Origin of the sequence: Brevibacillus brevis NBRC 100599 (assembly GCF_000010165.1) — a bacterium.
In the GTDB taxonomy this organism is placed as follows: Bacteria; Bacillota; Bacilli; order Brevibacillales; family Brevibacillaceae; genus Brevibacillus; species Brevibacillus brevis_D.
In genome coordinates, this window is the sequence record NC_012491.1 from 1,997,194 (window position 1) to 2,010,464 (window position 13,271).

A 13,271-nucleotide genomic window follows, 5' to 3' on the forward strand; every position below is an offset into this window, starting at 1 on the left:
TCCCGATTCAGGAAAAGGTCGTTTGAAAACCAAAAATAGACCTTTTACCTGATCGGCAAAGGTCTTGCTTACAACATCGCGAAAATGTTGCCAACATAGCCGGGGAAAAATCCCGTAATGACGACTATGTTGCGAAAAAGCTACTCCCCTTTGGAGATATCCTCTTGTAATTACATAGTACTGAACACGAAATTGTGTGTCAATAGGTTACATGAAATTAATGTGAATGAGACAAGCTAAAAAAGATGTAGGCAAATAGGGAGGAGTTGGGGAACGTGGATGAACTTCGGCGAAGTCGTCTATTTGCTGCTGCTGTTTGGGTCATCACACTTTTGGTCATCGGCAATCTGCTTTGGCTGCTCCGACCAGTCCTGTCACAGTTGTTTTCGCTCATAAAGGAAGTGCTCGTTCCCGTCATATTGGGACTAGTCATTGCGTACTTGCTCCATCCGATCGTGCAATTGCTGGAAAAAAGAAGGGTTCCGCGCTTGATGGCAGTCCTGCTCATCTATGGATCATTTGTATTGGTGATTACGATTGCGATTATTAATGCCATCCCAGTTTTCACGAAACAATTGGTGGAGCTGTCAGACGATATTCCCCGCCTGATGGATTGGTACTATACATGGATGAGTGAGTGGGAAGCGCGAAAATATTTTTTGCCGGATAGCATCTCGAAGGGTGTGGACCGGGTGATCATCCAGTCGAATGAGGGAATGTCTCATTCCGTATCGAAAATCGTGGATAATGCCAAGCATTCGATGGGCAAGTTGTTTGCCTTTGCTATTGTGCCGTTTATCGCTTTCTACTTTTTGAAGGATATGAAGCAATTGCATGAGACGGGGATGTCGATTGTTCCAAAGGCTTATCGGAAGCAAGTGCTGATTGTCCTGCGGGATATTAATGAATCCTTGGGTAAATACATACATGGACAAATGATGGTCGCCCTGATCGTAGGCGTCTTCGCATACTTGGGCTATTGGTGGATCGGCATGCCGTATCCTTTTGTATTGGCTGCATTCGTATGTCTTACCAACATCATTCCGTACATCGGACCATTGATTGGGGCGGCACCAGCAGTTGTGATCGCGATTACGATTTCCACCAAGACACTGCTACTCGTTGTCGTTGTCAATCTCATCATTCAAATCGTGGAAGGGAACATTTTATCTCCCAACATCGTTGGTCGTTCCTTGCATTTACACCCGCTACTGATTATCTTGGCACTGCTGGTAGGGGAGACGGTAGGGGGGATCATCGGGTTAATCGTTGCTGTCCCGATTCTGGCCGTTTGCAAAGTGATCGTCAGCCGAATCGCTGTCATGATGCATGAAAGTTGACAGTGATCAGGTAAAATATTTATAATATGGACAAAGTGATTTATGTGAAATCAATGAGGGAACGAGTATGTTGCAGACCTTTTACAGAGAGGACGCTCCATGGTTGAGAGGGCGACCAAAAGAAGAGCAGCAGAAGGCTACTCCTAAGACCGGGCAAAACCCGGCGGCTTGGCACCGTTAGACGCCACTTAAGCGACAGGCCTTGGCTCAGTTAAGTGTAGCGAGCCTGTAAGCAGGGTGGTACCGCGAGAAATCAGTTCTCGTCCCTGAGGGGATGGGGGCTTTTTTTATTTTTAGATGAGGAGAATGTAGATGAAGAAGCTGACAGGCAATCAAATCCGCCAGATGTTCCTCGACTTTTTTGTAGAAAAAGGACATCGCATTGAGCCTAGCGCTCCATTGGTTCCAATCGACGATCCTTCCCTTCTGTGGATCAACAGCGGTGTGGCGACTCTCAAGAAATACTTTGACGGCCGCATCATCCCGGACAACCCGCGTATCACAAACTCGCAAAAGTCTATTCGTACAAACGATATTGAAAATGTGGGACGTACGGCTCGCCACCACACTTTTTTTGAAATGCTGGGTAACTTCTCAATTGGTGAGTACTTCAAGGAAGAAGCGATTGAATGGGCATGGGAGTTTTTGACAAGCCCAAAATGGATCGGCTTTGATCCTGAGTTGCTCTCCGTTACCATTCACCCAGAGGACGAAGAAGCATTTGAGCTGTGGAACAAGAAAATCGGTGTTCCAGAAGAGCGAATCATCCGACTGGAGGGCAACTTCTGGGATATCGGAGAAGGCCCGAGCGGACCGAACACGGAGATTTTCTATGACCGTGGAGAAGCGTTCGGAAACGACCCGAGCGATCCTGAGCTGTACCCGGGTGGGGAGAACGAGCGCTACCTGGAAATATGGAACCTGGTATTCTCCCAGTTCAACCACAATCCAGACGGTACCTACACGCCGCTGCCTAAGAAAAACATTGATACGGGGATGGGTCTTGAGCGCATGACGTCTGTCATCCAAGGCGTAGACAACAACTTTGAGACAGATCTGCTGTTCCCGCTGATCGAAAAGACCACGGAAATCTCCGGTGTGAAGTATAAAACAAGCCCGGAGATGGATGTAGCCCTGAAGGTTATCGCTGACCATGCACGTACGGTTGTGTTTGCGATCGGTGACGGTGCGCTTCCATCCAATGAAGGCCGTGGCTATGTCATTCGCCGCCTGCTTCGCCGTGCCGTACGTATGGGGAAAAAGCTGGGCGTAGAAAAGCCATTCCTGTACAGCTTGACTGAGACAGTAGGTACAATGATGGGTGAATTTTACCCAGAGGTTGTTCAAAAGCGTGCGTTTATCGAAAAAGTCATTCGTGCCGAGGAAGAGCGTTTCCACGAGACACTGAACGATGGTCTGGCGATCCTGTCTGACATGGTAAAAGCAGCAAAAGATAGCGGAAAGACACAACTGTCTGGTCAAGATGTGTTCAAAATGTACGATACGTATGGATTCCCTGTTGATTTGACAGAAGACTTCGCAGACGAGCAAGGGCTGACTGTCGATCGCGATGGCTTTGATAAAGCAATGGAAGAACAGCGTGAGCGTGCACGTGCAGCACGTCAAGACGTAGACAGCATGCAAATCCAAGGTGGTCCATTGTCTGATTTGACGGTTACGAGCCAATTTGTTGGTTATACTGAATTGGTAGCAACAGGTAAAGTGGAAGCGATTATTTTGGACAACCAGCTGGTAGAAGAAGCAGAAGAAGGTCAAACCGTACAAGTCGTTCTGAGCCAAACTCCTTTCTATGCAGAAAGCGGCGGTCAGATCAATGACGAAGGTTTCCTGATTTCTGATATCGTGAAAGCACGTGTGACAGATGTACAAAAAGGACCAATGGGTCAAAATGTACATTCCGTCATCGTCGAAGCAGGTACCCTGCGTAAAGGCGATGATGTTCGCGCGGAAGTGAACCGTGAAGCACGTCTGGCTATCACGCAAAACCATACAGCGACTCACTTGCTGCATCAAGCACTCAAGGATGTCCTGGGAACGCATGTCAACCAGGCAGGTTCTTTGGTAGCACCAGAGCGTCTCCGTTTTGACTTCACTCACATTAGCTCCATTACTCCAGAAGAGCTGGAGCGTATTGAAGCAATCGTGAATGAAAAAGTGTGGGCAAACCTGGGTGTTGAGATCTCCAACAAACCATTGGCTGAGGCAAAAGCGATGGGCGCGATGGCGTTGTTCGGTGAAAAATACGGCGACGTTGTACGCGTTGTAAAAGTGGGCGAATACAGCCTTGAGCTGTGTGGTGGATGCCATGTGAACAACACCGCAGAAATCGGTCTGTTCAAACTGGTTAGCGAGAGCGGTATCGGTGCAGGTACACGCCGAATCGAAGCAGTAACAGGACGCGGCGCTTACCAGTTCCTGAACCAGCAGTTCACTACACTCAAAGAAGTGGCGCAAGCACTCAAAGCACCTGTACTGGCTGAAGCACCTGCACGTGTAGAAGGTCTGCAACAACAATTGAAAGAAGTACAGCGCGAAAACGAGTCCCTGCGTGCAAAACTGGGGAACATCGAGGCAGCGTCGTTGACGGATAAACTCCAACAAGTAGACGGTATGAATGTACTCGCTGCACGTGTTTCCGCTGTCGATATGGACAACCTGCGCGGCATGGTGGATGAGCTGAAAAACAAACTCGGCTCCGCTGTCATTGTGTTGGGTGCGGTCGATGGCGACAAGGTGAACCTCGTTGCAGGTGTAACCAAAGATCTCATGGATCAAGGCATTCACGCTGGCAAGATCATCAAGGAAGTCGCAACTCGTTGCGGTGGCGGTGGTGGTGGACGTCCTGATATGGCACAAGCCGGTGGTAAGGACCCATCCAAGCTGCAAGAAGCACTGGATGCAGTGGTTGACTTCGTGAAGAGTCAATCAGTAGCGAAATAATGCGATTGTAAGAGAAATTTGTATAATCGACAGGAGTAAACGAAATCCGAGTCGAATACAAAAAAGAGTAGGAAACCAAAAGAGTCTCAAAGGAAATCGAGGTGTTGATTGTGAGTTCGTTGGATAATACCATGAAATTCACGGTGCCCAAGGAAGCGAATACGGCGGATGTCCAAGAAACATTGACAGAGGTGTACAAAGCCCTGCAGGAAAAAGGATACAACCCGATCACCCAGATCGTCGGTTACTTGCTTTCTGGCGACCCGGCGTTTATCCCACGCCACAACAACGCGCGGAGCCTGATTGGCAAATTGGAACGGGACAAAATCATAGAAGAGTTGGTGACCGTTTACTTGTCAGAGCGCAAGTAGACCTTAACGATGACACGATTGATGGGGTTGGATGTAGGCGACAAGACGATTGGAGTGGCTGTCAGCGATGAGCTGGGATGGACTGCGCAAGGAGTAGAGACCATCAAGCGACAATCCAAGGAAAAGGATTTTGCCCGCCTGAGCGAATTAGTTTCGCAGTATCAAATTGGGGCTTTCGTCGTTGGTTTGCCCAAAAACATGAACGGAACCATAGGCCCGCGTGCTGAAATGTGTCAAGCATTTGGCAAGCTTTTGGAGGAACGCACGTCTCTTCCTGTCCACATGTGGGACGAACGCTTGACGACGATGGCGGCAGAGCGTATGCTGATTTCTGCTGATGTTAGCCGTCAAAAGCGAAAGACAGTGATAGATAAAATGGCGGCCACTTTAATCCTCCAAGGATATTTGGACGCGAAATCGAGGTGACCACAATGAGTGAAGAGATGATGGAAGAGTTCGAAGTGGGCGATGTGATCGCGCTGACGGAAGAAGGTACCGAGGAACCGCGAGATTTTCGTATCATGTACATTTTTGACATTGAAGACCGCAGCTATTTGGTACTCGTACCAGTAGATCAGGAAGAGGAAGAAGAGTACGAGGTTCACTTCCTGCGTTATGACGGTACAGACATGCTTCAGCCAATCGAGGATGATGAAGAGTGGGAGCAAGTAGAAGCTACCTTCGAAACGTTGATTGCTGATTTGGAGAAAGACGGAATTTAATAGATTCGTGGAAAGAGAGTCCGCAACTGGCGGGCTCTTTTTTTATGACTTTTTTCGCCAAAATCACCCATGAAGTGACAGTTGGATAAGCCTCTTGTATAATGAATGGGATGGAGATAAAGAGACCCTAAAGGGAGGATTTCTAGCTTGAAACCAATGTCAGCGAAGCCTGATTTTAACCCCGAACGCCCTGCGACGCGTCGACGCAGACGCGGCGGACGAATTGTGATGTGGCTGGTTGCCTTGTTGTTGTTGATCATTTTGGCTGCGGGGGGAGCAGCGTGGTACGTGTACCAGCAATTACAGCCTGTTGCAGGTGAACAGACGGTAAAGAACGTGGCAATTCCGTCAGGTTCCTCCGTACAAAAAATTGGTCGGCTACTGGAAGAACAAGGTCTGATCCGAGATGCCGATGTATTTAATTATTACGTGAAGTATAAAGGCGTGGCTCCTGATCTTAAGGCGGGAGAGTACCAATTCACGACTGGCCAAGCCATTGACGAGATACTAACAGCCATGGTGGAAGGAAACACGGTGATCAATGCGAACCGATTTACGATCCCAGAAGGCTGGAATGTCGACCAGATCGCAGATCATCTCGATAAAGAAGGTATTGTAGAGAAAGCGGCATTCTTAAAAGAAGTAAATGAAGGTGCATTCCCCGAATATCCTTTTGTCGCCGCCATACCGAAGCAAGCAGACCGAAAAAACCGTCTGGAAGGGTATCTGTTCCCGGAAACGTATGAGGTGGACAAAGACACTACGGCACATGAAGTCGTCTCGCGTATGCTGGCTCAATTCCAAAAGGAATGGAAGCCAGAGTGGACAGAGCAGCTGAAGCAGCGACATTTAACACTGGATGAAGCAGTGAATCTCGCATCGATCGTTGAGCGTGAAGTAACCGTTGACAAGGAGCGTCCGCTTGTAGCAGGCGTGTACTACAATCGGATTCGCGATAAGTGGCCGCTGCAGGCTGATGCTACCGTCCAATTTATTCTCGGTAAACAACGTGACCGTCTGACCTTTGAGGACCTAAAAGTAAAAAGCCCGTACAACACGTACACAAATCCTGGATTGCCACCAGGGCCGATTGCTAACCCAGGCAGAGCTTCGCTTGAAGCAGTTGTCAATCCGGCCAAACACGATTACTTTTTCTACGTGACGAAAAAAGACGGAACGTCCGAGCATTACTTTTCCAAAACACTGCAAGAGCATGAAGCAAATGATAAGAAAAGCAGGGGAAACTAACCAGGTTTCCTCTTTTTTTTGCCTGCGGTCAACAGTGCTTGACGTAGCCAAGTTTTCCTTTGGTGTGCTATAATAATTCGGTTGTAACGAAAGAGGAGTGAAATCATGATTACCAATCCGGCAATTGACGACTACGTGTCAAGCCTGGTTCCCGAGCGTTCTTTGCTGCTCAAGCGACTAGAGCAGGAAGCGGCAGAGGAAAACATCCCTATTGTGCAGCTCCCGTCCGCTCAAGTCATGCGGATGTTGTTATTGCTGCATCGTCCCAAAGCGATTCTTGAAGTGGGTACAGCAATTGGCTATTCCACGATTTGGCTTGCAGAAGCTGCACCGGAAGCGCGAATTGTCACGATGGACATAGATGAAGATCGATTGGTGAGAGCACGGGAAAATATAAAAGAAGCAGGATGTGCAGATCGTGTGGAAATACTCTCACGTGACGCTACTTTAGGGCTGCCGGAGTCGTATCAATTTGACTGCTTGTTTATCGATGCGGCCAAAGGTCAATATCGTACGTTCCTCGATTTGTATCTACCGCTTCTTCGCGAAGGCGGTTTGGTAATCAGCGACAATGTCCTGTTCCGAGGACTGGTAGCGACCCCAGAAGAAGCGGGCAAGCGCCAGCGTCCGATGGTGGACAAGCTGCTTTCTTATAATTCACATCTAATGGAGCGTCCTGATTTAGAAACGACATTTATTCCAGTCGGAGACGGGTTGGCCATCAGTATGAAAAAGAAGTAAAAACATAGGGTCGTATATGCGTAAAGCATCATGAGGAAGGGGACATGAAGCATGGGTAACCCCGTATTGATTGGGGTAGCGGGAGGCAGTGGTTCTGGAAAAACTACTGTAGCAAAGGAGCTGTACCGCCAGTTCCAAAATGATAGTGTAACGATGATTGAGCAGGATTCCTATTACAAGGATCAAAGCCATTTGAGCCCAGAAGAGCGGGCGTTGACTAACTACGACCATCCCTTTGCTTTTGACAACGATTTGTTGCTTGCGCATTTGCAGGAGCTCATGCAAGGAAAGGCGATCCAAAAACCGATCTACGATTTCAAGGTGCATAACCGCAAGCCGGAACAAATCCAAGTCGACCCAAAGGATGTCATCATTCTGGAAGGAATGCTGATTCTGGAGGATGAGCGGATTCGTAATTTAATGGATATCAAGGTGTACGTCGATACCGATGCGGATGTGCGTATTGCACGTCGAATCGTACGTGACATCGAAGAGCGCGGTCGTTCCCTTGATTCAGTAGTGACACAGTACTTAAACGTCGTTCGACCGATGCACTTGCAGTTTATTGAGCCGACCAAGCGATATGCAGACGTCATCATCCCAGAGGGCGGCTACAACCGAGTAGCATTGGATCTGTTATCCACGAAGATCGGAAATATCTTATTGGAGAAGCAACAATTCACCAATCAATCATAGACACCTAAAAGTGCACCGTGACGTACGGTGTGCTTTTTTCTTTGTTCGCTGTTTCTGTCGCGTACATTCCGGCAATACTGGTGAAAAAAGCCAGGGAGGGGAATTCGATGCAGCTGGATCGACGAATCAAAAGACGTCACTTTCTTGTATTGCTATCCATGTCGTTGTTATGGCTCGGTTTGATCGTGCGCTTGTGGTGGATTCAGCTCGGATCACCCCATCGGTTTTCTCGGCATGGCGTTGACTTGGTAAAAGCAGCAGTAAAGCAAAGACAGCAAAGCATCGTACTGCATAGCGGGCGTGGCGATATCGTAGATCGAAATGGTTACGCCTTTACCGGAGAAGAGCATCTCGCCTTGATTTTGTTCCCGTTGGCGCGTGGGAGCCTGCAAGGAACAGATGGCTTGCAGCGGTTGGCTCAAATAACCGGAGAATCTAAGGAACGCCTGTCAGAGACCATGGAAAAGGCGAAAGTACCGCTGCTCATGCGAGAGGCGTCCGGAAAGCTGGTGATGCTCACCGAGCGGCAGGCCGAGGAAATCAATGCCCTTGCCATCCCAGGAGTTGTGGCATTGGCGGTGACAGAGCGATACCGTGCTGATGAAGTAGCCAAGCATTTGATTGGTTTTATCCATAAAAATCCCAACATGGTGCAGAAGCTGTATCCAGATGAATGGACAAGTGGCAAAATGAATGCCGAGAGCACGCTAGGGGCGTCGGGCCTTGAGCGAAGCTTTGACCGTTTTTTACAGGGGGTCGAGCCATCTGTCTTGTCCTATTATGTAGATGGGCACGGTCAACCGCTCCGAGGGCTGGATATCCGTTATACAAAGCAATCGAATCAATACTATCCGTTGTCCCTGACGACTACCTTGAATGCGGCGATCCAGAGACGCATGGAGGCAGCAGCCGATCAAGTAGGTCTCAAAGAAGGCAGTATCGTCGTTTTGGACGTACAGACAGCCGATGTTCTTGCAGCTGTGAGCCGCCCTACCTATGATCAAACGAATGTTACAGGAAACACGAGCGATTGGAAGAATCGCGCGTTCAAACAACTCCCGCCTGGTTCGGTCTATAAAACAGTGGTAGCAGCAGCCGCCCTTGCGGAAGGAATCGTTTCACCAACTGACCGTTTTTCATGTACAGGGGAATACGGGAAGTACCAATTCTCCTGCTGGAAAAAAGAAGGCCACGGCAGTGTGACACTGGAAGAAGCGTATGCCCATTCCTGCAACATTGCGATTGCTCATATCGCCAAGATGGTGGGCGGGGAAAAGTTGGAGGAATATGCAAAAAAGCTGGGCTTGACCACTCAAGTGGGACATCTTACCCCTCATCTGTATAAAATCCAAAACTTCAAGCAGCTGGATGGCGAAGAGCCAGGTAGAGTCTTTGCTGAGGGGATATCCCGCGACGATGAAGGCGTCCTGATTCAAAGCGCCATCGGTCAGCGGGATGTACGCATTACCCCCTTGCAAGCAGCCAATATGATGGTAACGATTTTGCGTGGCGGTCAAAGCTCTCAAGTACGGCTGGTAAAAGAGATCGCATACCGAAATGGTCAGTCGTTCCATACATTCCCCGAGCAGGAACTCTCTTTGGACGGTATTGACTACGTCACAGCCAACAAATTGCGAAAAATGATGCGAAAAGTCGTCACAGAGGGAACAGGAAAGGTGCTCATGAATTCCGCTTGGCAGGTGGCAGGCAAAAGCGGGACTGCGCAAATCGGGGATGCGAATGGAAACAACCATCTGTGGTTTCTCGGGTACGCTCCGTTAGAGGAGCCACGTTACGCCATTTGTGTCGTGGCAGAAAACCAGCCGAGCTGGGGAAAAAACCAGGCTATGGAGCTTTTTCACCAAGCTGTTGCTGGGCTTGCCGATCATACAGCTCAATCTTCCCAACCTCGCGAAGAGTATTTCCGAGGATGAATCCTCTTGCGTTAATTTGATTGTTTTTACTTAGCCCGACGATCAGCATGAGGGGAGAGGAAGACATGTACATGGATTGCGACGCTTTTGCCCAAATGGTTCTCTTATCACCTTTGCTGGGTGACAGGCGTTTCACCGTATGACTATGCCAATCACCAATGTATTTCCATTGTCGATTTCTGCTTAATTTGCGGACGAGCTTGTTGAGATGCGTGTCATCGAAAAAAATAGAATGTGGCTGGTGAATCGCATTTGGGCCTGGTTCACTTGCATACGTAACGACCCATCTATCCTCACCAAGTGGGTATCCCATCATCACCCCTCCTGTTTCCAGTGAGGGTTTTTTTCGTACGGCCTGCTCAATCTGTTTCCACGCTTTTGGTGTGATGTACAGCGTCGTCATGAGACGTTCGTCCCTCCTTGATAAAACCACTGACATTTGCTTGATATCATATGTATGCGAATGGTGAAATGACCCGTGTCCAGCAAAGTTAGGAATTGTCGAAAAAAAGATTGTAACTAACCTTCTTCCTTTCTATAATTTGAATAAAAGTGTGAGTTCAAAAAGTCGGCTTTTTGAACAACCTCTACTAAGACAGAGACTGGAAAGGTTGATTGTATGCCTTTGGCACCTGTTGATCTCTCACTGATTGGACAAGTATTAGCGGCAGATTTGTACACCGAACAAGGAATATTGCTGCTGGGACAAAATACGACGATCACACCTGCCCATGTGATCCTATTGCAAAAGCAACGAGTGCGTGAGGTTGAAATCATACAGAGTCTTACAGAGGGAACTGGTGAGGAAGTTACTTCTCAACTATTCCAACTGGATGCAGATTCTGAGACCGTTGCTGCTTATGTACAAGCTCTCGACAAAACGAGACTACTCTTCGACGAACTGACAGTTGGCGGGGCAGAAACACTTGATCATTTTTCCAACATCTTTTTTGATGTAGCAGAAAAATCGACGAAGCATTTGGGGTTGTTCCGGAACTTGTACGTGCTGGAAGGGGCAGACAGCTATACATACCGACATTCATTAAATGTAGGCATTCTCTGTTCGCTCATAGCTCGCTTAATGAAGTGGGATGAAGAGCGAGTAGCATTCATGGGGATAGCCGGATTTATGCATGACATTGGGAAAATGAGAGTACCGAAGGAAATATTGCTGAAGCCAGGTAAGCTAAGTGAAGAGGAATTTGCGATCATGAAGAAGCACACCGTCTTCGGCTATGAAATGATCCGTGAAATGAAGGGTGGGTCTGAGCTGTTGGCATTGTGTGCCTTGTTGCATCACGAGCGACTCGACGGGTCTGGCTATCCGGAGCAAAGAAAAGGCGATAGCATTCCAATCGAATGTCAGGTGCTCGCTGTTGCCGACATGTTTGATGCGATCTGTTCTGATCGGGTGTACAAAGGGAGGACGTCCCCATTCGAGGCGGCACAGCTCCTATGGAAGGAAGCCTGTAACGGAATATTGAACGTCGAGATCGTTGCACAGTTTGTTCGCTACATTGCCTTGCTGTACGTAGGCGCGAAGGCGAGGTTGAGCAGCGGGGAAGAAGTCGAAGTCATTCTTATTCATCAAGATGAACCGATGCGTCCGTTGGTAAGAAGAATGGGTGAATTCCTCGATTTGCGGCATGATCGCAAGCTGACGATTGAAAAAATGATTGGATAAGAAACCCCGATGCGAAAAAGGAAAAACCGCTCTTGGAAAAAATGAGAGCGGTTTCATTGTTGCTGATCTGTGAACGATCGTCGGGAAAGCTCGATCAGCTTGGAAGATTGTGACACAATGAAAGTGTGTATGATAGACAAAGAAACGAAAAGATTCGTGTCGTGCGAATGCTCGAAACGATAGGAGGAAACACATGATACGCAAAGCGGAACCCACAGATGCAGCTTTTGCTGCGCCATTAATTTACGATGCCATTGGCGATATCGCGCATACGTTGACAGGTGCAACGGAGGCGGCGGAAGCGATTCGCATGATGGAGGAGTTTTTTGCGAAGGAAAATAACCGGCTCAGCTACGAAAATGCAGTGATTGCCATGGATGGAGATGTACCAGTAGGACTGGCGCTCTTTTATCATGGAAGCCAAACAGAGGTGCTCGATCGCCCCTTCGTTGAGCATGTCCAACGTTTGACTGGCGAGACGATTACGCTCGTAAAAGAAGCAAAGGACGACGAATTCTATTTGGATTCTGTCGCGGTTGATTCCTCATGCAGAGGGAAGGGGATCGGATCACTTCTGCTGGATGCTTTTGAAAAAGAAGCGATTCAGCGTGGACATGACCGAATTGCTTTGCTCGTTGACGAGGAAAAACCACGTGCGCGCAAGCTGTATGAATCGATCGGCTATCGCGAGGATGGGACAGTGATTGTAAGCGGGCATAAATTGAGCCATATGGTGAAGGATATACCGAAAAAGGCGTAAGAAGACCTCTGTTGGGCTTGATACAAGAATAAAAAACGTTTCCCGTTGGACAAAGCGCAAGAAGTCCGAGGGAAACGTTTTTTTGTAAGCTTAGCTGCTAAAAGCAGGGAGGCATTCTGCATGGGGGGAGGGCAGGTAAGGTGTGAGATCAAACTTCCAGTCAAATTCACGGATCGGACTGTACTTACCCGTCAAGAGTTTCAAAATATGAGCTTCAGTTGCTTTCCTCGTATTTTTAGATGCGGCTGCTTCGTCGTAAAGATTGCCGCATGCATAGGCAAATAAATACTCTTCCCAGCTCGAATAAGCGAGTTGGATTCGCTTGGCTACGTCCAGCATGCCTTCTACGGCCTCTGCCTTGGGAAGATAGGACTGCTGGGCGCCTGCTTTGCAAATAATGAGATACCAGGCGTAATCAAAGGCGGCGATACCGGCATGTGGGAGCCTGTTCATGTACGCGTACACGACCAACTGTCGGGCTGACTCCAGATCGCCTTTTTTTAAGGACGCGATGTAGTTGGAACGATTGGCATCGCTGAGTGTAGATAATACGTGGCGATGCTGATTAAATTCAGTTCTTCGCCCATGCTCCAAAAACCAAGTCAAGCGCTCTTTCGTTTTCGTGGCATCCCCGGTATCCCATCTGTTATCAATACGAAGCCGCAAAAACGTATCGCGCAGGCGGTTGTATTCGTGTATGGCCAAATAATACGCGAGCCGCTTCTGATTTAGGCAAACAGAGGAGAGCGCATGCAAGTAGCGGCTTAACTTTGGGTCGATCTCTTTTTCGTTTTCTGCTTCTTTTGTCATGGTA

General features: G+C 48.3%; 13 protein-coding genes. 11 read left to right on the forward strand and 2 right to left on the reverse strand.

The window, feature by feature from the left end; all coding sequences use genetic code 11:
* The first annotated feature begins 275 nt into the window (after nt 1-275).
* From BBR47_RS09795 to BBR47_RS09835, 9 genes are all read left to right on the forward strand, one after another.
* Nucleotides 276-1,340, forward strand: a complete 1,065-nt coding sequence (locus BBR47_RS09795) for an AI-2E family transporter (protein ID WP_012685616.1) — start codon at nt 276-278, stop codon at nt 1,338-1,340.
* A gap of 312 nt (nt 1,341-1,652) precedes the next feature.
* A complete protein-coding gene (gene alaS / locus BBR47_RS09800; protein ID WP_012685617.1) occupies nt 1,653-4,301 on the forward strand; it encodes an alanine--tRNA ligase in 2,649 nt (882 codons plus the stop codon).
* 110 nt (nt 4,302-4,411) lie between these two features.
* Nucleotides 4,412-4,672: an IreB family regulatory phosphoprotein gene (locus BBR47_RS09805; RefSeq protein WP_012685618.1), complete on the forward strand. Its 261-nt coding sequence runs from the start codon at nt 4,412-4,414 to the stop codon at nt 4,670-4,672.
* Nucleotides 4,673-4,681: 9 nt separating this feature from the next.
* Nucleotides 4,682-5,098, forward strand: coding sequence for a Holliday junction resolvase RuvX (ruvX, locus tag BBR47_RS09810; RefSeq protein WP_012685619.1), 417 nt, complete (start codon nt 4,682-4,684; stop codon nt 5,096-5,098).
* Between the two features lie 5 nt (nt 5,099-5,103).
* Complete coding sequence (locus BBR47_RS09815; protein ID WP_005832492.1) at nt 5,104-5,394, forward strand: DUF1292 domain-containing protein; 291 nt, start codon at nt 5,104-5,106, stop codon at nt 5,392-5,394.
* 147 nt (nt 5,395-5,541) lie between these two features.
* The gene (gene mltG, locus BBR47_RS09820) at nt 5,542-6,642 is read left to right on the forward strand and encodes an endolytic transglycosylase MltG (RefSeq protein WP_041749341.1); all 1,101 of its coding nucleotides are present in this window, start codon (nt 5,542-5,544) and stop codon (nt 6,640-6,642) included.
* Between the two features lie 105 nt (nt 6,643-6,747).
* Entirely contained in the window at nt 6,748-7,383 is a 636-nt protein-coding gene (locus tag BBR47_RS09825) for an O-methyltransferase (RefSeq protein WP_012685621.1), read from the forward strand.
* 51 nt (nt 7,384-7,434) lie between these two features.
* On the forward strand, nt 7,435-8,079 hold the full coding sequence (gene udk, locus BBR47_RS09830; protein ID WP_012685622.1) for a uridine kinase: 645 nt from the start codon (nt 7,435-7,437) through the stop codon (nt 8,077-8,079).
* Between the two features lie 107 nt (nt 8,080-8,186).
* Nucleotides 8,187-10,013, forward strand: a complete 1,827-nt coding sequence (locus tag BBR47_RS09835) for a peptidoglycan D,D-transpeptidase FtsI family protein (RefSeq protein ID WP_012685623.1) — start codon at nt 8,187-8,189, stop codon at nt 10,011-10,013.
* Here the strand turns inward: BBR47_RS09835 and BBR47_RS30260 are convergent.
* Entirely contained in the window at nt 9,925-10,416 is a 492-nt protein-coding gene (locus BBR47_RS30260; protein WP_049684149.1) for a Mov34/MPN/PAD-1 family protein, read from the reverse strand. The genes BBR47_RS09835 and BBR47_RS30260 overlap by 89 nt on opposite strands.
* A gap of 216 nt (nt 10,417-10,632) precedes the next feature.
* Here BBR47_RS30260 and BBR47_RS09840 point away from each other — a divergent pair, with 216 nt between their 5' ends.
* Both BBR47_RS09840 and BBR47_RS09845 read left to right on the forward strand, forming a co-directional pair.
* Nucleotides 10,633-11,697 carry an HD-GYP domain-containing protein gene (locus BBR47_RS09840; protein ID WP_012685625.1) on the forward strand — a complete coding sequence of 355 codons (1,065 nt, stop codon included), beginning with the start codon at nt 10,633-10,635 and terminating at the stop codon, nt 11,695-11,697.
* A 193-nt stretch (nt 11,698-11,890) separates the two neighbouring features.
* Nucleotides 11,891-12,457: a GNAT family N-acetyltransferase gene (locus BBR47_RS09845; protein ID WP_012685626.1), complete on the forward strand. Its 567-nt coding sequence runs from the start codon at nt 11,891-11,893 to the stop codon at nt 12,455-12,457.
* A gap of 90 nt (nt 12,458-12,547) precedes the next feature.
* Here BBR47_RS09845 and BBR47_RS09850 read toward each other — a convergent pair whose 3' ends face one another.
* Nucleotides 12,548-13,267 carry a DUF1266 domain-containing protein gene (locus tag BBR47_RS09850; protein WP_012685627.1) on the reverse strand — a complete coding sequence of 240 codons (720 nt, stop codon included), beginning with the start codon at nt 13,265-13,267 and terminating at the stop codon, nt 12,548-12,550.
* Nucleotides 13,268-13,271 lie beyond the last annotated feature (4 nt).

Excerpts from the sequence above, each read along its gene's own strand:
- alaS (WP_012685617.1), top strand. The coding sequence starts at position 1,653 with ATGAAGAAGCTGACAGGCAATCAAATCCGCCAGATGTTCCTCGACTTT.
- ruvX (WP_012685619.1), top strand. The coding sequence starts at position 4,682 with ATGACACGATTGATGGGGTTGGATGTAGGCGACAAGACGATTGGAGTG.
- BBR47_RS09815 (WP_005832492.1), top strand. The coding sequence starts at position 5,104 with ATGAGTGAAGAGATGATGGAAGAGTTCGAAGTGGGCGATGTGATCGCG.
- BBR47_RS09825 (WP_012685621.1), top strand. The coding sequence starts at position 6,748 with ATGATTACCAATCCGGCAATTGACGACTACGTGTCAAGCCTGGTTCCC.
- udk (WP_012685622.1), top strand. The coding sequence starts at position 7,435 with ATGGGTAACCCCGTATTGATTGGGGTAGCGGGAGGCAGTGGTTCTGGA.
- BBR47_RS09835 (WP_012685623.1), top strand. The coding sequence starts at position 8,187 with ATGCAGCTGGATCGACGAATCAAAAGACGTCACTTTCTTGTATTGCTA.
- BBR47_RS30260 (WP_049684149.1), bottom strand. The coding sequence starts at position 10,416 with ATGACGACGCTGTACATCACACCAAAAGCGTGGAAACAGATTGAGCAG.
- BBR47_RS09840 (WP_012685625.1), top strand. The coding sequence starts at position 10,633 with ATGCCTTTGGCACCTGTTGATCTCTCACTGATTGGACAAGTATTAGCG.
- BBR47_RS09845 (WP_012685626.1), top strand. The coding sequence starts at position 11,891 with ATGATACGCAAAGCGGAACCCACAGATGCAGCTTTTGCTGCGCCATTA.
- BBR47_RS09850 (WP_012685627.1), bottom strand. The coding sequence starts at position 13,267 with ATGACAAAAGAAGCAGAAAACGAAAAAGAGATCGACCCAAAGTTAAGC.